Source organism: Paraburkholderia hospita (genome assembly GCF_002902965.1).
In the GTDB taxonomy this organism is placed as follows: domain Bacteria; phylum Pseudomonadota; class Gammaproteobacteria; order Burkholderiales; family Burkholderiaceae; genus Paraburkholderia; species Paraburkholderia hospita.
The window spans coordinates 2,742,114-2,760,295 of record NZ_CP026105.1; the positions used below are offsets into that span (position 1 = coordinate 2,742,114).

The 18,182-nt window shown below is 63.9% G+C and carries 18 protein-coding genes, 1 other RNA gene and 1 riboswitch; of the genes, 11 read left to right on the forward strand and 8 right to left on the reverse strand.

From position 1 onward, the window contains the following. Positions 1 to 109 precede the first annotated feature (109 nt). The 4 genes from cobU to C2L64_RS12395 are packed head-to-tail and all read left to right on the forward strand — an operon-like array spanning position 110 to position 3,518. Positions 110 to 658, forward strand: a complete 549-nt coding sequence (gene cobU, locus C2L64_RS12380) for a bifunctional adenosylcobinamide kinase/adenosylcobinamide-phosphate guanylyltransferase (protein ID WP_007588578.1) — start codon at positions 110 to 112, stop codon at positions 656 to 658. Further along, positions 655 to 1,596, forward strand: a complete 942-nt coding sequence (gene cbiB, locus C2L64_RS12385; protein ID WP_007588577.1) for an adenosylcobinamide-phosphate synthase CbiB — start codon at positions 655 to 657, stop codon at positions 1,594 to 1,596. The genes cobU and cbiB overlap by 4 nt, the downstream gene beginning before the upstream one ends. Before the next feature lie 3 nt (positions 1,597 to 1,599). Beyond that, entirely contained in the window at positions 1,600 to 2,601 is a 1,002-nt protein-coding gene (gene cobD, locus C2L64_RS12390) for a threonine-phosphate decarboxylase CobD (RefSeq protein ID WP_007588575.1), read from the forward strand. A gap of 5 nt (positions 2,602 to 2,606) precedes the next feature. Beyond that, positions 2,607 to 3,518, forward strand: coding sequence for a cobalamin-binding protein (locus tag C2L64_RS12395; RefSeq protein ID WP_007588574.1), 912 nt, complete (start codon positions 2,607 to 2,609; stop codon positions 3,516 to 3,518). A gap of 6 nt (positions 3,519 to 3,524) precedes the next feature. Here the strand turns inward: C2L64_RS12395 and cobC are convergent, their stop codons facing one another. The 6 genes from cobC to C2L64_RS12425 form a co-directional block, all read right to left on the reverse strand. Beyond that, positions 3,525 to 4,115, reverse strand: a complete 591-nt coding sequence (gene cobC / locus C2L64_RS12400; RefSeq protein WP_007588573.1) for an alpha-ribazole phosphatase — start codon at positions 4,113 to 4,115, stop codon at positions 3,525 to 3,527. Then, on the reverse strand, positions 4,100 to 4,849 hold the full coding sequence (locus tag C2L64_RS12405; protein WP_007588572.1) for an adenosylcobinamide-GDP ribazoletransferase: 750 nt from the start codon (positions 4,847 to 4,849) through the stop codon (positions 4,100 to 4,102). Before C2L64_RS12405 ends, cobC begins: the two co-directional genes overlap by 16 nt. A gap of 72 nt (positions 4,850 to 4,921) precedes the next feature. Next, positions 4,922 to 5,974 (reverse strand): nicotinate-nucleotide--dimethylbenzimidazole phosphoribosyltransferase, encoded by a 1,053-nt coding sequence (cobT, locus tag C2L64_RS54770; RefSeq protein ID WP_007588571.1) that lies wholly within the window; start codon positions 5,972 to 5,974, stop codon positions 4,922 to 4,924. Between the two features lie 36 nt (positions 5,975 to 6,010). After that, on the reverse strand, positions 6,011 to 6,832 hold the full coding sequence (locus C2L64_RS54775) for an ABC transporter ATP-binding protein (protein WP_007588570.1): 822 nt from the start codon (positions 6,830 to 6,832) through the stop codon (positions 6,011 to 6,013). Continuing rightward, entirely contained in the window at positions 6,829 to 7,890 is a 1,062-nt protein-coding gene (locus C2L64_RS12420; RefSeq protein ID WP_007588569.1) for a FecCD family ABC transporter permease, read from the reverse strand. Before C2L64_RS12420 ends, C2L64_RS54775 begins: the two co-directional genes overlap by 4 nt. 6 nt (positions 7,891 to 7,896) lie before the next feature. Continuing rightward, a complete protein-coding gene (locus C2L64_RS12425; protein ID WP_007588568.1) occupies positions 7,897 to 9,879 on the reverse strand; it encodes a TonB-dependent receptor domain-containing protein in 1,983 nt (660 codons plus the stop codon). Positions 9,880 to 9,943: 64 nt separating this feature from the next. Then, positions 9,944 to 10,206: riboswitch (cobalamin riboswitch) on the reverse strand. 221 nt (positions 10,207 to 10,427) lie between these two features. Between C2L64_RS12425 and C2L64_RS12430 the strand changes: the two genes are divergently transcribed. From C2L64_RS12430 to C2L64_RS12450, 5 genes are all read left to right on the forward strand, one after another. After that, positions 10,428 to 10,790, forward strand: a complete 363-nt coding sequence (locus C2L64_RS12430; RefSeq protein WP_007588567.1) for a hypothetical protein — start codon at positions 10,428 to 10,430, stop codon at positions 10,788 to 10,790. Continuing rightward, entirely contained in the window at positions 10,787 to 11,104 is a 318-nt protein-coding gene (locus C2L64_RS12435) for a cell division protein ZapA (protein ID WP_007588566.1), read from the forward strand. The genes C2L64_RS12430 and C2L64_RS12435 overlap by 4 nt, the downstream gene beginning before the upstream one ends. Positions 11,105 to 11,168: 64 nt before the next feature. After that, positions 11,169 to 11,350, forward strand: a non-coding RNA gene (gene ssrS, locus C2L64_RS12440) — 6S RNA. A gap of 140 nt (positions 11,351 to 11,490) precedes the next feature. Beyond that, entirely contained in the window at positions 11,491 to 11,961 is a 471-nt protein-coding gene (locus tag C2L64_RS12445; RefSeq protein WP_007588564.1) for an EVE domain-containing protein, read from the forward strand. 164 nt (positions 11,962 to 12,125) lie between these two features. Further along, positions 12,126 to 12,863 carry an SIMPL domain-containing protein gene (locus tag C2L64_RS12450; RefSeq protein ID WP_007588563.1) on the forward strand — a complete coding sequence of 246 codons (738 nt, stop codon included), beginning with the start codon at positions 12,126 to 12,128 and terminating at the stop codon, positions 12,861 to 12,863. Between the two features lie 998 nt (positions 12,864 to 13,861). Here C2L64_RS12450 and lgt read toward each other — a convergent pair. Together lgt and C2L64_RS12460 are read right to left on the reverse strand one after the other, a co-directional pair. Further along, positions 13,862 to 14,767 carry a prolipoprotein diacylglyceryl transferase gene (lgt, locus tag C2L64_RS12455; protein ID WP_007582491.1) on the reverse strand — a complete coding sequence of 302 codons (906 nt, stop codon included), beginning with the start codon at positions 14,765 to 14,767 and terminating at the stop codon, positions 13,862 to 13,864. Positions 14,768 to 14,840: 73 nt separating this feature from the next. Next, complete coding sequence (locus C2L64_RS12460; RefSeq protein ID WP_007582492.1) at positions 14,841 to 15,815, reverse strand: LysR family transcriptional regulator; 975 nt, start codon at positions 15,813 to 15,815, stop codon at positions 14,841 to 14,843. A gap of 186 nt (positions 15,816 to 16,001) precedes the next feature. Between C2L64_RS12460 and ilvD the strand changes: the two genes are divergently transcribed. Both ilvD and C2L64_RS12470 read left to right on the forward strand, forming a co-directional pair. Further along, positions 16,002 to 17,675 (forward strand): dihydroxy-acid dehydratase, encoded by a 1,674-nt coding sequence (gene ilvD, locus C2L64_RS12465; RefSeq protein ID WP_007582494.1) that lies wholly within the window; start codon positions 16,002 to 16,004, stop codon positions 17,673 to 17,675. A gap of 160 nt (positions 17,676 to 17,835) precedes the next feature. Continuing rightward, the gene (locus tag C2L64_RS12470; RefSeq protein WP_007582497.1) at positions 17,836 to 18,159 is read left to right on the forward strand and encodes a c-type cytochrome; all 324 of its coding nucleotides are present in this window, start codon (positions 17,836 to 17,838) and stop codon (positions 18,157 to 18,159) included. Positions 18,160 to 18,182: the final 23 nt, after the last annotated feature.

Here is an 18,182-nt window from a genome sequence, read left to right on the forward strand (position 1 = left end):
GGAATGGAAGCCACAGGGTGCGCGAACAGGGTGAGAGAGGAAGCCCGCATTATCCCATCGCACTCACGCCCTCGCGCTTGAACGACGACACTGTCGGTACAATCACGCGATGATTTCCCGCGACCTCACCTTCGTCCTCGGCGGCGCGCGCTCGGGCAAGAGCCTGCACGCCGAACAACTCGCGAGCGCGAGCGCGTTGCCCGTGACCTATGTCGCGACCGCGCGCATTGGCGACGACGAGTTCGCTGCGCGCGTCGCGCGTCATCGCGAACGGCGGCCCGCGCAATGGGCCTTGCTCGAAGCGCCGCTCGATTTGCCGCAAGCCATCGCGTCGATCGATCAGCCTGAGCACTGCGTGCTGATCGACTGCCTGACCTTGTGGCTCGCGAACCTGCTCTGCCCGGCCGACGGCTCGCCGCCGCTAGCCGATTACCTCGACCGTTTCGCCGCGCTCGAAACGACGCTCGCGCAGGCGCGCGCGAAGATCATTGTCGTCAGCAACGAGATCGGCCTTGGCGTCGTGCCGCTCGGCGCGGCGACGCGTCTGTATGTCGACGAGCTTGGCCGTCTCAACCAACGCATCGCTGCGGTCAGCACGCAGGCAACGATGATGGTCGCGGGCCTGCCGCTGCAACTGAAACCCGCGAGCCGCGCATGATGCTGCTGTCCTTGCCGCTTGTCGCGACGCTCGCCACGGCCGCCGTCGCCGTCGACAAATGGCTCGGCGAACCGCGCCGCGCGCATCCGCTGGTCGGCTTCGGCAAGCTCGCAGCGAAACTCGAAGCCGCCCTGAACACGGGCCGGCGCGGCCGGCTGTTCGGCATTTTCGCGTGGCTGCTTGCCGTCGCGCCGCCCGTTCTGGTCGCCACGTGGCTCGTGCTGACGCTGCCGTTGATCTGGTCCTGCGCGCTACATGTCGCGCTGCTTTACTTCGCGCTCGGCGCGCGCAGCTTGCACGATCACATCGAGCCGATCGGCCGCGCGCTCGCGAAACGCGATCTCGCGCAAGCGCGCGTGTTGACGGCGCGCATCGTGTCGCGCGAAACATCGCATGCGGACGAAAGCGCGCTGTCGCGTGCCGCCGTCGAATCGGCATTGGAAAACGGCAACGATGCGATCTTCGGCGCGCTGTTCTGGTTTGCGATCTTCGGCGGTCCGGGAGCGCTGGCATTCCGTCTCGCGAATACGCTCGATGCGATGTGGGGTTATCGCACACCGCGCTATCTGCGCTTCGGCTGGGCAGCCGCGCGTTTCGACGACGTGCTCAACTATGTGCCCGCGCGTCTGACGGCACTCAGTTACGCGCTGCTCGGCGACACGCGCACAGCATTGCAATGCTGGCGCGAACAGGCGCCGCGCTGGGACAGTCCGAACGCGGGACCCGTGATGGCATCTGGCGCGGGCAGCCTCAATGTGCTGCTCGGCGGGGCAGCGGTCTATCACGGCGTGATAGAACAGCGTCCGACGCTCGGCGCGGGCCACACGGCAAGCGCGCAGCATATCGAGGCTGCGCTGATACTGGTCGAGCGCAGCGTGATCCTGTGGCTCGCCATGTTCATCGCACTCGCGCTGCTGAGCGTGCCGTTTCAGAGCTAGACGATGACCCGAACCATTCAGCACGGCGGCAATCTTCATGAAGCGGCGCGCCGCTATGAGATCCCTTACGACGCGTGGCTCGATCTGTCGACGGGTATCAATCCGCACGGCTACCCGGTGCCGCCCGTTCCCGCCGATGCATGGCGGCGCCTGCCCGACAGCGGCGACGGCTTCGCCGAACGCGCGGCACGTTACTACGGCGCGCCGGACGCATCGCATGTGTTGCCTGTCGCGGGAAGCCAGGCGGCGATCCGCGCGCTACCTCACCTGCTTCGACACGGCACGGTCGGCATCGCACCGCTGACGTATGGCGAATACGCGCCTGCGTTTGCGCGCGCGGGACATCGCGTGACGACGCTCGACGTCACACGTTCTACCTTGCCCGATGACGTCACGCATGCCGTCGTTGTCAATCCGAACAATCCGACGGCCGAACACGTGCGCGCCGCGACGCTGCTGCAATGGCATGAAACGCTGAGCGAACGCGGCGGCACGCTGATCATCGACGAAGCGTTCGCCGATGCGATGCCGTCCGGGTCGCTTGCTGCGCAAACGTATCGCGAAGGACTCGTCGTGTTGCGCTCGCCTGGCAAGTTTTTTGGTCTCGCGGGCGTACGCGCGGGGTTCGTGCTGGCGTGCCCTTCACTGCTCGAATCGCTCGATGAAACGTTGGGTGCATGGACCGTCAGCGGCCCGGCACGTCATGCCGTCAGCGCCGCATTCGCCGATACGGCATGGCAGCACGACATGCGCGCGCAGCTTGCAGAGGAAAGCGCCCGTCTCGTCGCGCTGCTGTCGGCGCACGGCTTCATCGTGCGTTCGACGCCGCTCTTCGCATGGATCGCCGACACGCGCGCCGTGCAACTGCATGATGCGCTGGCCAGGCAAGGCATCTGGACACGCTTCTTCGCCGATCCAGCGAGCGTGCGGTTCGGCCTGCCTGCAACGGAAAACGAGTGGACTCGCCTTGAAACCTGCCTGCATCACGCGATGACGGCGCGATAAGAACGATGCGACTTTCCCGATCACTTCGCGCACTGACCGCAACCTGCACGCTCGCCATCACAGCGCACGCGCATGCGGCCATCGACGTCGTCGACGACACGGGCGCGACCGTCACGCTCGCACAGCCCGCACAACGCGTGATCAGCCTCGCGCCGCACGTAACGGAAATGATTTACGCAGCGGGCGGCGGCGCGAAGCTCGTCGGCGCGGTCGCGTACAGCGACTATCCGCCCGCAGCGAAACAGGTGCCGCGCGTCGGCGACAACAAGTCGCTCGATCTCGAACGCATCGTCGCGTTGAAGCCCGATCTGATCGTCGTGTGGCGGCATGGCAATGCGCAGCGGCAGACCGACCGCCTGCGCGAGTTGCACATTCCGCTCTACTTCAGCGAGCCGCATCGACTCGACGATATCGCCGTATCGCTGACGAAGCTCGGCACGCTGCTCGGCACGTCGTCATCCGCCGACGCAGCGGCGCGCACCTATCGCGACGAGATCGCGCGGCTGCGCACGCGTTATTCGACACAACCGGTCGTCAGCGTGTTCTATCAGGTATGGGACGAGCCGTTGATGACGCTCAACGGCGAGCACATGATCAGCGACGTGATCGCGCTATGCGGCGGACGCAACGTGTTTGCGAAGCTCGAACCGCTGGTGCCGACGGTATCGACGGAAGCGGTGCTGGCCGCCAATCCCGAAGCGATCGTCACGGCCGCACCCGGCGCGACGCAGCCCGACCGCCCGCTGCCGTCGCTCGACAAATGGAAAGCATGGCCCGGCATGACGGCTGTGGCGCGCAACAACCTGTTTGCGATCGACGGTGATCTGATCAATCGCCCCGCGCCGCGTCTCGCGCAAGGTGCGGCGCAACTGTGCGAAGACCTCGACGTCGCGCGCTCGCGCCGCGCGGGCCACTGAACGACGTCACGCGTTCCAGCGCACGATCGACCATTGCAGGTTCGTATCGTCGCGGCGCAACCAGACGCAACCCGTCATATCGATCGACCATGTCAGGCAGCGCTCGACGGACAACCCGAGCACGGTCGCCGCGATCACGCGCATCACGCCCGCATGCGTGACGACATACGCCGGCGTCAATTCCCGCGTCTGCTGGAACACGTCGAACCACGCGCGCACGCGGCTCACGAACTGCTCGACGCTTTCGCCGCCATGCGCGCGCGCGCCTTCGAAATCCTCAGCCCACGCATCGAGCAACGCGCGATCGATATCGTCCCAACGTTGCAACTCCCACGTGCCGAAGTCCATTTCCTTCAGACTGTCGTCGATGCTATACGCGCACCCAAAGTTCGCGGCGAGGGCGGTCGCAACCGTTGCGCAGCGCGTGAGCGGACTCGACAGCAGCACTCGCGGCGCGGGCACCTGCAAGGTCGCGAGACGCACGGCGACGGCAGCCGCCGACGCCTCCGGCGGATCGGCGAGCGCCACGTCGCTCTGGCCATAGCACACGCCCTCTTGTACGGAAACAGCCGGGTGTCGGATCAGAACGATATCCATGCGAGTCCCACCAGGTAGATGGCCAGTTCGAAGATCTGCTGCGCAAAGCCAAGGCAATCGCCCGTATATCCGCCGATGCGTCTGACGAAATAGCGGCCCAGCATGAAACGCAACACGACGAGCACGAGCAGCGCGATGCAACCGGCACGCCACTGCGGCCAGAAGAGCCACGGCATACCCAGAAAGATAGCGCAGCCAAAAGCATTGCGTGACATGCGCTGCGCAACGGGTTTGGCCTTGCCTTCCGCCCGCACGTAATCGAGCGTGACGAGGTAGCTGATCGCGCAGGCGCGGCTCGCCGCATGCGCCGCGATCATCAGCCATGCCGCGTAGAGCGGCGGTAAGGCAGCGAGCGCTTGCCACTTCAATGCAAGCGCGACCATCAACGCAATCGCGCCGAATGCGCCGATGCGTGAGTCATGCATGATGCGCAGCGTATCGTCGCGTGTATAGGCGCCGCCGAACGCATCCACGCAATCGGCCAGCCCGTCTTCATGGAATGCGCCCGTGATGAGCAGGGTCGTTGCCATCGACAGCAGCACGGCGACGCCCGGCGGAAAGATGCGCAACGCAGCCATGTATACGATTGCGCCCGCTGCGCCGACGAGTGCGCCGACTAATGGAAAGTAACGCGCCGCCGCGTTCAGATAATGCGGTTCGTAACCGACCCAGCGCGGCACGGGCACCCGCGTAAAGTAGCCGAGCGCTGTGAAGAAATAACGCAGTTCATTCATCGCTGGTTCGACGCATTTTTTTCATCACAGTTCTCTCGCTTCGAACGCCTCGATTGATGCACGCGCCGCGCATCATGCATCGCGTTGCGCGACGCCTGCTGATTCGAAGCTCGCCATTTCGTTGACGAACGCCACGGCGGCGCGCAGTAAAGGCGTAGCAAGCGCCGCGCCCGTTCCTTCGCCCAGCCGCAGATCGAGCGCGAGCAGCGGCACCGCGCCGAAGTGATCGAGCATGCGGCGGTGCCCCGCTTCGTTCGACGCATGCGCGAACACGCAGTAATCGCGCACGGCAGGCGCGAACGCGTCGGCCACCAGCAGCGCGGAGGTCGCAATGAAACCGTCGACGACGATCGTCATGCGTGCCTCTGCCGCTGCGAGATACGCGCCCGCCATCATCGCGATCTCAAAGCCGCCGAAGGTTGCGAGGGCATCGAGCGGATCGTTCGATGCCGGGTGATAAGCAAGCGCCGCCGCCAGCACGTTGCGCTTCTTCACGAGGCCGGCGTTGTCGAGACCCGTGCCGCGCCCGACGCAATCGTCGATAGGCACGCCACACAGACGGCTCATCAGGCACGCAGCCGACGACGTATTCGCAATGCCCATTTCGCCGAACCCGATCACGTTGGTGCCCAGCGCCGCGTGATGACGCACACGATCCGCGCCCGCGCGCATCGCGGCGAGTGCTTCGTCGCGCGTCATCGCGGGCTCTTGCGCGAAGTTGCGCGTGCCACGCGCAATGGGAATATCGACGAGCTTCTCGTGCGGCGCGAACTCATGCGCGACGCCCGCATTTACCACTTCGAGTTCGAGGCCCGCAACGCGGCTGAACGCATTGATCGCCGCGCCGCCAGCGAGAAAGTTGAGCACCATTTGCGCCGTCACCGCTTGCGGATACGGACTCACGCCCGCGTTCGCAATGCCGTGATCGGCGGCGAAGACGATGATCGCGGGACGCACGATGCTGGGCTGGGTGCTGCGCTGGATCATGCCCATCTGACGCGCGAGCGCTTCGAGCTGGCCGAGACTACCGGGCGGCTTGGTCTTCAGATCGATGATGCGTTGCAGCTCGGCGCGCAATGTCTGGTCGAGCGGCTCGACGACGGGCAGGGAATGCGAAGTGGTCATGTTCGTGTTTGCGTGAAGGGTTCGGTTCATGCGTGTTCAGATGCGAGACGCTGCGCGCAGCGCCGGAATCAGCGCTTCATCATCGCCGTCGCGGATCAGTACGAGCGGATAGCCGAATGCACGGCTGGCCAGCTCGGGGGTCAGCACGTCGCGCGCGCGTCCCGCATGCGCGGCGCCGTTGCCTTCGAGCAGCAGCGCGTGCGTCGCGAAACGCCGCGCGAGATTCAGATCGTGGCACGAGAACATCACTGTACGCCCGGCGCCGCGCGCCCATGTGCTCAACGCTTCAAGGCAGTCGATCTGATGATGCAGATCCAGATGCGTGAGCGGCTCGTCGAGCAGCAGCAGCGGCGCGTCCTGGCATAACACGGCCGCGAGCGCGACGCGCTGGCGCTCGCCGCCCGACAGCGACAGCACGTCGCGCGCAGCGAACTCCGCGAGACCGAGCGCATCGAGCGCCGCATGCGCGGCCGCGCGATCCTCGTCGCGCTCCCAGCCCCAGCCGGCCAGATGCGGAAAACGGTTCAGCAGCACGATGTCGAGTACGCTCGCGTTGAATGCATCGTGCGAGGTTTGCGGCATCAGCGCACGACGCTGCGCGAGGCGCGCGAGCGGCCATTCGTTCACGCGCGTTCCGTCCAGTTCGATGTGCCCTTTCGCTGGACGCATGAGACCCGCGAGCGTCGAGATGAGCGTCGTCTTGCCCGCGCCGTTCGGTCCGGCGATGCACCAGACTTCGCCCGGATAGAACGTGTGCGTGAAGGCATCGAGTAACGTGCGCGAGCCGGCGCGCAAGGTCAGCTGGTCTGCGTGCAGCGTGGCATCGGCACTTGTGCGTGCGTTCCTGCGTGAGTTCATGCGCGTCTCCGTCGGAGCAGCATCCACAGGAACACGGGCACGCCGATCAACGCGGTGATCACGCCGACGGGTAACTGCGCGGGCGCGATCACGGTGCGCGCGATCAGATCGGCGCCCATCACCGCAACGCCGCCGCCGAGCGCCGCTGCGGGCAGCAGCATCCGCTGATCGTTGCCGAATGCGAGACGCAGCATGTGCGGCACGACGAGCCCGACGAAGCCGATCGTGCCGCCCGTCGTCACGGCAGCCGCGGCGGCAAGTGACGCGACCAGATAGACGCGCAGCCGCGCGCGCATCACGGGTACGCCGAGCGCTTGCGCCGCGGCATCGCCGCGCAGCAGTACATTGAGTTGCGGCGCGATGGGTACGATCGCGAGCAACGCGATACACAATGCAGCGAGCGCGAGCCACGGCATGCCGCCGCCGCTCAGATCGCCCGTCAGCCAGAACAGCATGCCGCGCAGGCGGCTGTCGGGCGCGACCGTCAACAGCAGCGTGATGACGGCGCCCCACCCTGCAGCGATCACGGCACCCGTCAGCAGCAGACGCGGCGATGCGTCCTGCGGCTCGCCGCGCCATAGCGCGCCGCGTGCAAGACCGAGCACAAGCAGGATCGACACGAACGCACCGGCGAACGCCGATGCATCGACGATCCACCACGCGCAGCCCGCGATCATCGCGACGAGCGCAAAGCTCGCCGCGCCGCCTGACACGCCGAGCACGTACGGCTCGGCAAGCGGATTGCGCAGCAGCACCTGAAGCAACGCGCCTGCAAGCGCAAGCAATGCGCCGCAACCGAAGCCGGCGAGCGCGCGCGGCAGGCGCAGCGTGCGAACGATCTGCGTGGCGAGATCGGACGATACGTCAGCCGACGGCAGCAACGCGTCGAGCACGCGCGACGGTGCGACGCTCACGCTGCCCAGCGCAAGCGATGCCACGAAGACCGCGAGCGCCGTGATGCCGAGCGCCGTCCAGATAGCGAGCGCGCGCTTCGCGCTCATGCCTCGCGCGACCTGGATCGGCTGATGTTGCGGCTGACGTTGCACGAGTCCGCTCATCGCGCGTCACTGCTGCTGCCAGCCGACCGTGATGTAGGCGCCGCGCCTTGGCGTGTTGTACGTGTAGGCGAGTTCATAGTCCTTGTCGAAGAGATTCTGGATTTGCGCGGCCACGTACCACGCCTTCGTGATGTTGTAGCGCGCGGACAGGTTCACGATGCCATAGCCGCCGAGTGCCGTGCCACTGTCGTCGCGCTCGCCGCTCACGAGCCATTCGCCGCCCACCCGCCAGCTGCCGATATTGCGGTTCGCGGCGAACGACGCGAAATGACGCGCGCGACGGTTCAGATCGGTATGCGTGTCTTCATCGACGGGATTCTGGAACGTCACGGCCGCGCGCACATCGGTCTTGCCGACGTGGCCCTGCCACGATCCTTCGATGCCCTGCACTTTCGCATGCCCCACGTTCTCCGCGACGTAGATGCCCGGCGTGGTCTGCACATAGTCGATCAGGTTCGTGTAGCGCGTCTGGAATGCCGTGAGCTTCATCAGGCCGAGCGCATCGGATGCATACTGCAGCGCCGCTTCGACAGAATGGCTGTGCTCCGGTTGAATGAGCGGATTGCCGCTGTACGGGTAGTACAGATCGTTGAAGCTCGGCGCGCGAAACGCATCGGACCAGCTTGCAGTCACCTTCCAGTGCTCGTTGAAGTCGTAGCCATAGCCCAGATAGTAACTGTTGGCTCCGCCGAAATCCGAGTACTGGTCGCGCCGCAGGTTCGCCTGGATCTGGCTGTTGCCGAAGCGCCCCGTGTAGCCCGCGAACCCCGAGTTCACGTGACGCGCGGGCGCGCTGTACTGATTCGAGTCGAGTGTCTGGTCGAGATGCTCGTAGCCCAGTTGCAGCTTCTGGTCACGTGCGAACGTGAAGTCGTTCTGCCACGTGTACTGCCGGTTGTCCGAATCGTAGCAGTACAGATAGTCGCCATTGAGCGACGTATTGCTGCGATCGTTGCCCGTCGCGACGACGAAGCGCGTCGTCCACCAGTCGGTGAGCTTGCCGTTCGCGAAGGCTGAAGCCGTCTGCACCTTGCTGTGCAGATTGTTGAGATCGGTGGGCAGGCCGAAGGGATTGTCGAAGCTGTCATTGCCGTTCGACTGGAAGTAGCGCAGGCCGATGTCCCACTGGTCGTTGAGCTTGTGGCGCAGCGACGCGCTCACGCTCTCGTTGAAGTAACCGTTCGCGTTCGGATTGACGGGCGCGAGCGCCGGGTCGATCGACGAGAAGCCGTCCGTCTTCGCGCGCGCGAGCGTGACGCTGAAGGTCGTGCGGCCGTCCTTGTCGAGCGTGCCGTCGACGCCCGCCGCCTGGCGCTGCGTGTGATAGCTGCCGTACTCGACGTCGAAGTGAAAACGCGGCGGATGATTGCCGCCGTCCTTCGTGAACACCTGCACCACGCCGCCGATCGCGCCCGAGCCGTACAGCGCCGACACGTTGCCGTTGACCACTTCGACGTGATCGATCTGGTCGAGCGGAATCTGTTCGAGCTGCGCGTTGCCCTGGCTCACCGAATCGATGCGCACGCCGTCGATCAGCACGAGCGACTGCGTCGACGACGCGCCGCGTAGAAACAGACTCGACGTCGAGCCCGGCCCGCCGTTGCGCACGATCTGCGCGCCCGGCGCGAACTGCAGCAGTCCCGGCAAATCGCGCGCGCTGTTGTCCGCGATGTCCTGCGGGTCGAACAGCGTGGTCTGCGGAATCGCGTCGGCGAGTCGCTGCGCGCGACGGTCGGCCGTGACGACGATGGGCGACAAAGTCGTGGAGATTGTCTTTGAGGAAGTGTAGGTCGAGCCGTTGTCCGATCGATCCGTGGATGTGGCGGATGGGTTCGCCTCGTCGGCCGTCTGCGCGCTTGCAGCGAGCGGGACTGAAGCGAAGGCAATCACGGCGAGCGCAGCAAGCGGCGCGCGTCTGAAGTGTGGACACAGCGGGCGCGGAAACACCTGGCGCAGATACGCCGGGTGGACAAACACGGAGGTGAGCATCGAAAGAGTCCTGTGGGCCTGTGCGCGGCCCGCTCCTCGTGGGCCGATGCCTGTACAAGGAGCGACACGCTCCTTGCCTCCGGCCGGTATCCGGGCTGACGACTGGCCGACCCGCCTTCCCACGCATCATGCGCAGTGGCGCTTCGCACGGCATCGGCTCTATGGATGGCTCGACGCGTGCATGGGTCGACCTGCAGGAACTGCGGTCGTTGTACCGTTGCGAGGACAGCGCAGGTTGGCTCGTCCGGGCGGACTTCGCTCCCTGCTTCCCGTTTAACTGCGCGCGGCGCGATACCGCGCGCGGGCACCAGAGTGCCGCAAGTGTAGAAGTGACGTACACACGCGTCAAGAAACGCGAGGGCGTCGCAGGGACGATGAGAGTGGACTGTTAAAAAGAGTCCCTTTTTCAAGGGTGAAAATGCGTGAATCGCGACGAGACACCTGGATAATGCCGCGTTAAAGCGCTACTGTTACGTCCTGAAACGAGACAAATGCCCGAGCGTGCGACATTCCGCGCTAGAATGCCATGTCTTTAGAGGACGCAGCACATGCTCACCGAACTCGAAACACTGTCACAGAACATCGGCCGGCTGATCGAGATCAGCCAACGCTATAACGAAGCGCGCCTCGCACTCGAAGAACAGCTCGCACAAGCGCGCGCCGAATGCGAAGCGACCCGCGTAGAACTCGAACAGACTCGCGAAGAACGCGCCGCATTGCAAGCGGAGCGCGATGCGCTGTCCGCGAAGATCGACGACGCTCAAGTACGTCTGAACGCCATCCTCGAGAAGCTGCCGCGCGCTCGCGGTCATGAGCCCGACAATCAACTCGATCTCCTCGCGCCCGAGCAGCAGGCGCAGGCCAATCACGACGCAAACCACGACGCGACCCGCCACGGAGAAAACGCATGACCACGAAGCAGATCGAAGTGTCGATCCTCGGCCAGCCCTATCGTCTCGCCTGCTCGGCGGAAACGGAAGCGGCGCTGCTCGAAGCGGTGGCGCGTGTCGATGCCGAGATGTCGAAGATCCGCTCCAACAGCAACGTGCGCGGCCAGGATCGTATCGCCGTGATGGCGGCATTGTCGCTGGCATCGGAACTGCTTAGGCTGCAAGCCAGCGTGCGACACGGAGAATCATTTCCCGCCGAAGAAATCCGGCGTACAATGCACCAGATGAATGAGCAGCTTGGCACTGTGATCCAACAGTACAGCAGCGTGCAGTAAAGAAAATTCTGTTGGGCTTGATTGTTTTGCGGTCGGGCCCATGTTGTAGAGCAAACGTTTTTAAGCTTCCCTGCCTGGTTCGCCAAGGTCATATATTCCTTGAACCAATGCTATATGCACGGTTGCGGAAATTTGTAGCACGGGTGTGCGCGTCACTCTGTCTGATGTACCCGAAGTGCTGCTAACTGCGACCAATTCTGAACCTCAGGTTCAGGATGCCGGCCTAGCGGCTAAGGCGGGGACCTATACGAACGGCATCGGACTTTATCCGATGCCGTTTTTCTTTGGGCGTGCGCTTTGCGTTGGTTGGCGCGCACCGCGTTGCAAACCGTTTGAACCCGACTGTTCGACGAAGACTTCCTTCTATCTCACGTTCAATCCGACTCATGCGCTACTGGCTGATGAAGTCCGAACCGGACGAAGCGAGCATCGACGATCTCGCGAATGCCCCGCAACGCACGCTGCCCTGGACGGGCGTGCGCAATTATCAGGCGCGCAACTTCATGCGCGACATCATGAAGACGGGCGACGGCGTGCTGTTCTATCACTCCAGTTGCCCTGAGCCGGGCATTGCGGGCATCGCTGAAGTATCGTCGACGGCGTACCCTGACCCAACCCAGTTCGATCCGAAGAGCCCGTACTACGACGAGAAGTCGACGCAGGAAACGCCGCGCTGGACGCTCGTCGATGTCGTGTTCAAGAAGAAGATCAAGCTGATTCCGCTGGCGGCGTTGCGCGAGCATCCCGAGCTTGCCGACATGCGCGTGCTCGCGAAGGGCAACCGTCTGTCGATCACGCCCGTTACGGAGGCGGAATGGGCGTTCATCACGAAACAGTTGGCGAAGCGCGCTGCATGAACACGTGATGAATACGCAAGTTCGCGTGATATTCGAGTATTCACTCGGGAACCAGACGACCCTTTCAGACGCCTAACCGCCTCGCAAGCGTCATGCCACGCGCGCCGCGCAACTGCTTCTGGCGACGCATGCATGCATAACCTGCTCAACGAAGGAGTCGAACAATGACCAGAAAATCCGCGCTCGTATGGGCGCTCGCGGCCGGCGCCTGCGCGGCGCCTGTTGCACTCGCGCTCACGTCCGTCGCGGCCAATGCGCAAACCGTTGTGCAGCAGTATCAGCCGGCCGGCGTGCTGTCGCTGAACGCGCAGGCGAGCACCGATGTGCCGCAGGACGTCGTCGATATCACGCTGTTCTACGAACAGGAAGCCAGTGATCCGTCGTCGCTGACGGGCACATTGAACCAGCACGCCGACCAGGCGCTGCAGAAGGCCAAGGGCGTGAGCGGCGTGACGGCGCGCACCGGTTCGTTCTCGATCTATCCGTCGACGGATCGCGATGGGCGTATTTCTGCATGGCGCGGCCGCACGGAGGTTGTGCTGGAGTCACACGACTTCGCGGCGGCATCGAAGCTCGCGGGGCAATTGTCTTCGATCATGCAGGTTGGGAATGTGCAGTTTTCACTGTCGCCGGAGGCTGAGCGCGCTGCTGGGCAGAAGCTGACGGGGCAGGCGATTGCATCGTTCAAGCAGCAGGCTACTGCGGCTGCGCAGGCTTTCGGCTACAGCGGTTATACGATTCGCGAAGTGAATGTCGGGCATAGTGGTGGCGTGCCGCCGCGGCCTGTCATGATGATGAGCATGCGGTCGGATGTTAGCGCCAAGGCGGCGGCGCCTGTGCCTGTTGAAGGTGGGACGTCCACCGTGACCGTTAATGTTTCAGGGTCTGTGCAGATGAAGTGATTTTTTTGTCTGCGATGCTGGTGGGTGGTTTTGGCTTTTTCGCTGGCATCCGCGTTACGGTGTCTGCCATTCACGCGTCGCCCCTGTGCGGGGCGGCACCTGCTTTTCTTGCCTTCGTGGCGCTGCCGGTTTGGTTGTTCTAGCGCTTCCGCTGGCATCCGCGCTATGCCTTCGTGCTTCACGCGTCGCCCCTGTGCGGGGCGGCACCTACTTTTCTTGCCTTCGTGGCGCTGCCGGTTTGGTTGTTCTAGCCCTTGCGGTGGCATCCGCGTTATGCCTTCGTGCTTCAAGCGTCGCCCCTGTGCGGGGCGGCACCTACTTTTCTTTGCCGCCGCAAAGAAAAGTAGGCAAAAGAAAGCGGCTAACACCGCCAACCCTTCTTCTTGCCTGAGGGCCCCCAACCGGTCCCACACTTCACACGGCAACCGGCTTGTTCGCGTGTGTTGCCAACGCTCTAATCCAGCGCATCACCCACTTCACGCACCCGCGTTGCAGCACGCCGTGCCAGATATTCCACGGCCGCCCAGGTGGCAAACTCTGTGTAGGCCGTGGCACCACACACGTCTCACTTCGGACCGATAGCGCACGCGTTCCACCATGTAAGAGCGCTACCCTATACGACGCGACAACCTACACACAGTTTGCCACCTGGGCGGCACATACGATTCGCTGCCGCTAGCCGTTGTGCGGGTGTTTGAAGTGGGTGAGGCGCTCATTCAGCGCGTTGGCAACACACGCGAACAGATACGTTACCGCGTGAAGCGTTGGACCAGTTGGGGGCCCTCAGGCAAACACAAGAACTGGCGGTGTTAGCCGCTTTCTTTTGCCTACTTTTCTTTGCGGCGGCAAAGAAAAGTAGGTGCCGCCCCGCACAGGGGCGACGCTTGAAGCACGAAGGCATAACGCGGATGCCACCGCAAAGCAAAGCAAACCACCGCATCGCAAACACCCGCCACGAACGCAAAAAACCCACCAGCGTCGCAGACAAAAACCAACCCTTACCCTGCATTAACAGCCCGCGCAGCCTCCCTCCCATTCCGCCGATAAGCCCACACCAACATCAACACCCCAGCAATCACCATCGGCAGCGACAGCCACTGTCCCATGGACAACCCAAACGCGAGCAGCCCAAGAAAATCATCCGGCTCACGCGCAAACTCAACCGTAAACCGCGCAAGCCCATACCCAATCAGAAACACAGCCGACGCCGCCCCAACAGGTCGCGGCTTGCGCGTAAAAAACCACAGCACAAGAAACAGCACAACACCTTCAAGCGCGATCTCATACAACTGCGATGGATGCCGCGGCAGCATGTGATATTGCGCAAACACCTCACCGAGATGCCACTGCGCGGCCTGCGCCGGATGCGCCGCCAACCAGCCGGCGTCTTCATTCGCGGCACCGGGGAACAGCATCGCCCAAGGCGCATCGGGCGACGTCACCCGCCCCCACAACTCACCATTGATGAAGTTACCAAGCCGCCCAGCGGCAAGACCAGTCGGCACCATCGGCGCGACAAAATCGGTCACCTGCAGCCACGTGCGCTTGCGCTGCCACGCGAACAACACCATCGCGAGCGTCACGCCTAGGAAACCGCCATGGAACGACATCCCCCCTTCCCAGACCTTGAAGATGTCCAGAGGATGCGCGAAGTACCAACTCGCCTTATAGAACAGCACATAGCCAAGACGCCCGCCGAGTATCGTGCCGAGCACGCCATAAAACAGCATGTCGTCGATATCCTTCGGGGTCCAGCCTTGTGCCGCGACATGCGGCAAACGCAGCCGCAACCTGCCCACGACGATCGCCATGACAAAGGCGACCAGGTACATCAGGCCGTACCAGCGGACGGCCAGCGGTCCCAGATGAATGGCGATGGGATCGAAATTCGGGTGAATGTGCATCGTATCGTTATAGGGGTTCGGTAATCTGGAAACTCAAGCGCATTGGACGCGCCGCGCCGCAAAGGGTTCGCCGCTAGCCGGCAAGCACATCGGCATGAGCACGCACGATGTCGATGAAACCGGCCAGCACAGGGCTCACCTCCGCCGTGCGCCACACGAGTCCGGTCACGACGGCCGGCACGGCCTCACGCAACGGACGATACACGACGCCCGTGCGCCGCAGGTTACGCAACGATTGCGGCACCAGCGCGACACCCATGCCCGCGGACACCAGACTCACGATCGTCTGCATCTGGATCGCTTCCTGGCCGATGTGCGGCGTAAGACCGGCCGCGCCGTAGCAATCCATAATGATGTCATAAAAGCCTGGCGCGAGACGCCTTGGGAAAACGACCAGCGGCGCGTCGCCCGCCTGCGCGAGGCTCAACGGCTCGTCGCGCCATTCGGCCACGCCCGCCCCGCTCGCCGCATCACCTTCCGCATCACCTTCAATACGCGCCGCCATCTCCGTCGACATCGCGATCACCAGCGGCTCGCGCGCCAGCGGCAGCCACGACAGCTGCGACGCGTAGCGCGGCGGCAGCGGCCCGATCACCAGACCCGCGTCGACACGCCCCGCGACCAGCTCGTCGATCTGCACGTCGCTGGTCGCTTCGAGCAGTTCGAGCCGCACGCGCGGATGGCGCGCGCCGAACTCGCGTAACAGCGGCGGCAACAGTCCGTAATCCGCCGTCGACACGAACGCCAGCGACAACACCCCCGCCTCGCCGCGCGCAAGACTCTGCGCCAACGGCCGCAGCCCTTCCGCGCCCGCCAGTAGCCTCCGCACCTCGGGTAGCAGATCCGCGCCGACGGACGTCAGCTCGACCGAGCGCTTGGTGCGCGCGAACAGTTCGACGCCCAGCGTGTCTTCGAGCGCGCGGATCGCCTGCGACAGCGGCGGCTGCGTCATCGACAGCCGCGCCGCCGCGCGCCCGAAGTGCTTCTCTTCGGCGACGGTCACGAAATAGCGCAACTGGCGCAGATCGGGGATTGCAGGCAAGCTCATTAATACATTTTACGACCTAATAGACGCTGAATAATATATTGGACATTCTTTTGCAGAAACTCCATTCTTGCCCAACGCGCCCGAACTAGACTAAAGAACCCGCGCTGGAACCGCCCAGGCCGTTGCGCCGCAAGCGGGAAGCGAGCCGATCGGCGCGCACACCAAAACAACTGGATGGAGCTCCCCATGCCGTACAACCGTCGTTCGAAGAACATCACGCAAGGCGTCGCGCGTTCGCCGAACCGCTCGATGTATTACGCGCTCGGCTACCAGAAGGAAGACTTCGACAAGCCGATGATCGGCGTCGCCAACGGCCACTCGACCATCACGCCGTGCAACGCCGGCCTGCAACGCCTCACGGATGCCGCCGTCGAAGCCGTCAAGCGCTCCGACGCGAACCCGCAGACCTTCGGCACGCCGACCATCTCCGACGGCATGTCGATGGGCACGGAGGGCATGAAGTACTCGCTGGTGTCGCGCGAAGTGATCGCCGACTGCATCGAGACCTGCGTGCAAGGCCAGTGGATGGACGGCGTCGTCGTGATCGGCGGCTGCGACAAGAACATGCCGGGCGGCATGATCGGCCTCGCGCGGATGAATGTGCCGGGCATCTACGTGTACGGCGGCACCATCAAACCAGGCAAATGGAAAGGCACCGACCTGACCATCGTGTCGTCGTTCGAGGCCGTTGGCGAGTTCACGGCGGGCCGCATGTCGCAGGAAGATTTCGAAGGGGTCGAACAGAATGCCTGCCCGACCACGGGCTCGTGCGGCGGCATGTACACGGCCAACACGATGAGCTCGTCGTTCGAGGCGCTCGGCATGTCGCTGATGTACTCGTCGACGATGGCGAACCCCGATCAGGAAAAGGTGGATTCGGCAGCGGAATCGGCGCGCGTGCTGGTCGAAGCGGTCAAGAAGGATCTCAAGCCGCGTGACATCATCACCAAGAAATCGATCGAAAACGCCGTCGCGCTCATCATGGCGACGGGCGGCTCGACCAATGCCGTGCTGCACTTTCTGGCCATCGCCCACGCGGCGGAAGTCGAGTGGACCATCGACGACTTCGAGCGGATGCGCAAGAAAGTGCCCGTGATCTGCGACCTGAAGCCGTCGGGCAAGTACGTCGCGACTGACTTGCATCAGGCCGGCGGCATCCCGCAAGTGCTGAAGCTTCTGCTCGACGCGGGCCTGTTGCACGGCGACTGCGTGACCATCACCGGCAAGACGATCGCTGAAGAACTGAAAGACGTGCCCAGCAAGCCGCGTGCGGACCAGAAAGTGATCTATCCGATCGACAAGGCGCTCTACAGCGAAGGCCATCTCGCGATCCTCAAGGGCAACCTCGCGGAAGACGGCGCCGTCGCGAAGATCACCGGCCTGAAGAACCCGGTCATCACGGGCCCGGCGCGCGTATTCGACGACGAGCAAAGCGCGATGGACGCGATCCTCGCCGACAAGATCAAGGCAGGCGATGTCGTCGTGCTGCGTTACCTCGGCCCGCGAGGCGGCCCAGGCATGCCGGAGATGCTCGCGCCGACCTCGGCGATCATCGGCAAGGGACTCGGCGAATCGGTTGGCCTCATCACCGACGGGCGCTTTTCGGGCGGCACGTGGGGCATGGTCGTGGGTCACGTCGCGCCGGAAGCGTTCGCCGGCGGCACGATCGCGCTCGTGCAGGAAGGCGACTCGATCACGATCGACGCACACAAGCTGCTGTTGCAGCTGAACGTCGACGACGCCGAACTGCAACGCCGCCGCGGCGCATGGAAGCAGCCCGCGCCGCGTTACACGCGCGGCGTGCTGGCCAAGTTCGCGGCACTCGTGAAGCCGGCGAACAAGGGCGCTGTCACGGATTGACGCGTCAGCCGTTCCGCGCCGCGTGACTGACGCGGCGCAACATCGCAGGTTGACGCAAGCAACGCTTCGACAGGCAAAGGGGCACACGGATCGCCGTGTGCCCCTTTGCTCTTATAATGCGTCCACCACGAGCCGGGCTGAGTCACCGGCGGAGACCATAATGAAATCGAAGTCGTATGCGGCATTCTTGCTGGCAGGCACTTTGGCATTCACCGGCACGGCGCGCGCGCAGGCTCCAGGCCTTGCGCTAGCGCAAAAGCAGAACTGCATGAGCTGCCATTCGGTGACGCGGCAGTTCATGGGACCTCCGCTGCACGATGTCGCCGCCAAATACGCGGCGCGCGGCGACGCCGTGGTGTACCTCACGCGCAAGATCATGGAAGGCAGCGCGGGCGTCTGGGGACCCGTGCCGATGCCCGCGAACACACAGGTCACGCAGGACGAAGCGATGTCGCTGGCAAGCTGGATTTTGACGCTCAAGTAACGCGCGCACCCACTGCTTATTTG

Excerpts from the sequence above, each read along its gene's own strand:
- C2L64_RS12395 (WP_007588574.1), top strand. The coding sequence starts at position 2,607 with ATGCGACTTTCCCGATCACTTCGCGCACTGACCGCAACCTGCACGCTC.
- cobC (WP_007588573.1), bottom strand. The coding sequence starts at position 4,115 with ATGGATATCGTTCTGATCCGACACCCGGCTGTTTCCGTACAAGAGGGC.
- C2L64_RS12460 (WP_007582492.1), bottom strand. The coding sequence starts at position 15,815 with ATGAGCTTGCCTGCAATCCCCGATCTGCGCCAGTTGCGCTATTTCGTG.
- C2L64_RS12450 (WP_007588563.1), top strand. The coding sequence starts at position 12,126 with ATGACCAGAAAATCCGCGCTCGTATGGGCGCTCGCGGCCGGCGCCTGC.
- cobD (WP_007588575.1), top strand. The coding sequence starts at position 1,600 with ATGACCCGAACCATTCAGCACGGCGGCAATCTTCATGAAGCGGCGCGC.
- cobU (WP_007588578.1), top strand. The coding sequence starts at position 110 with ATGATTTCCCGCGACCTCACCTTCGTCCTCGGCGGCGCGCGCTCGGGC.
- C2L64_RS12430 (WP_007588567.1), top strand. The coding sequence starts at position 10,428 with ATGCTCACCGAACTCGAAACACTGTCACAGAACATCGGCCGGCTGATC.
- C2L64_RS12420 (WP_007588569.1), bottom strand. The coding sequence starts at position 7,890 with ATGAGCGGACTCGTGCAACGTCAGCCGCAACATCAGCCGATCCAGGTC.
- lgt (WP_007582491.1), bottom strand. The coding sequence starts at position 14,767 with ATGCACATTCACCCGAATTTCGATCCCATCGCCATTCATCTGGGACCG.
- C2L64_RS54775 (WP_007588570.1), bottom strand. The coding sequence starts at position 6,832 with ATGAACTCACGCAGGAACGCACGCACAAGTGCCGATGCCACGCTGCAC.
- C2L64_RS12425 (WP_007588568.1), bottom strand. The coding sequence starts at position 9,879 with ATGCTCACCTCCGTGTTTGTCCACCCGGCGTATCTGCGCCAGGTGTTT.
- cobT (WP_007588571.1), bottom strand. The coding sequence starts at position 5,974 with ATGACCACTTCGCATTCCCTGCCCGTCGTCGAGCCGCTCGACCAGACA.
- C2L64_RS12435 (WP_007588566.1), top strand. The coding sequence starts at position 10,787 with ATGACCACGAAGCAGATCGAAGTGTCGATCCTCGGCCAGCCCTATCGT.
- C2L64_RS12445 (WP_007588564.1), top strand. The coding sequence starts at position 11,491 with ATGCGCTACTGGCTGATGAAGTCCGAACCGGACGAAGCGAGCATCGAC.
- C2L64_RS12470 (WP_007582497.1), top strand. The coding sequence starts at position 17,836 with ATGAAATCGAAGTCGTATGCGGCATTCTTGCTGGCAGGCACTTTGGCA.
- cbiB (WP_007588577.1), top strand. The coding sequence starts at position 655 with ATGATGCTGCTGTCCTTGCCGCTTGTCGCGACGCTCGCCACGGCCGCC.
- ilvD (WP_007582494.1), top strand. The coding sequence starts at position 16,002 with ATGCCGTACAACCGTCGTTCGAAGAACATCACGCAAGGCGTCGCGCGT.
- C2L64_RS12405 (WP_007588572.1), bottom strand. The coding sequence starts at position 4,849 with ATGAATGAACTGCGTTATTTCTTCACAGCGCTCGGCTACTTTACGCGG.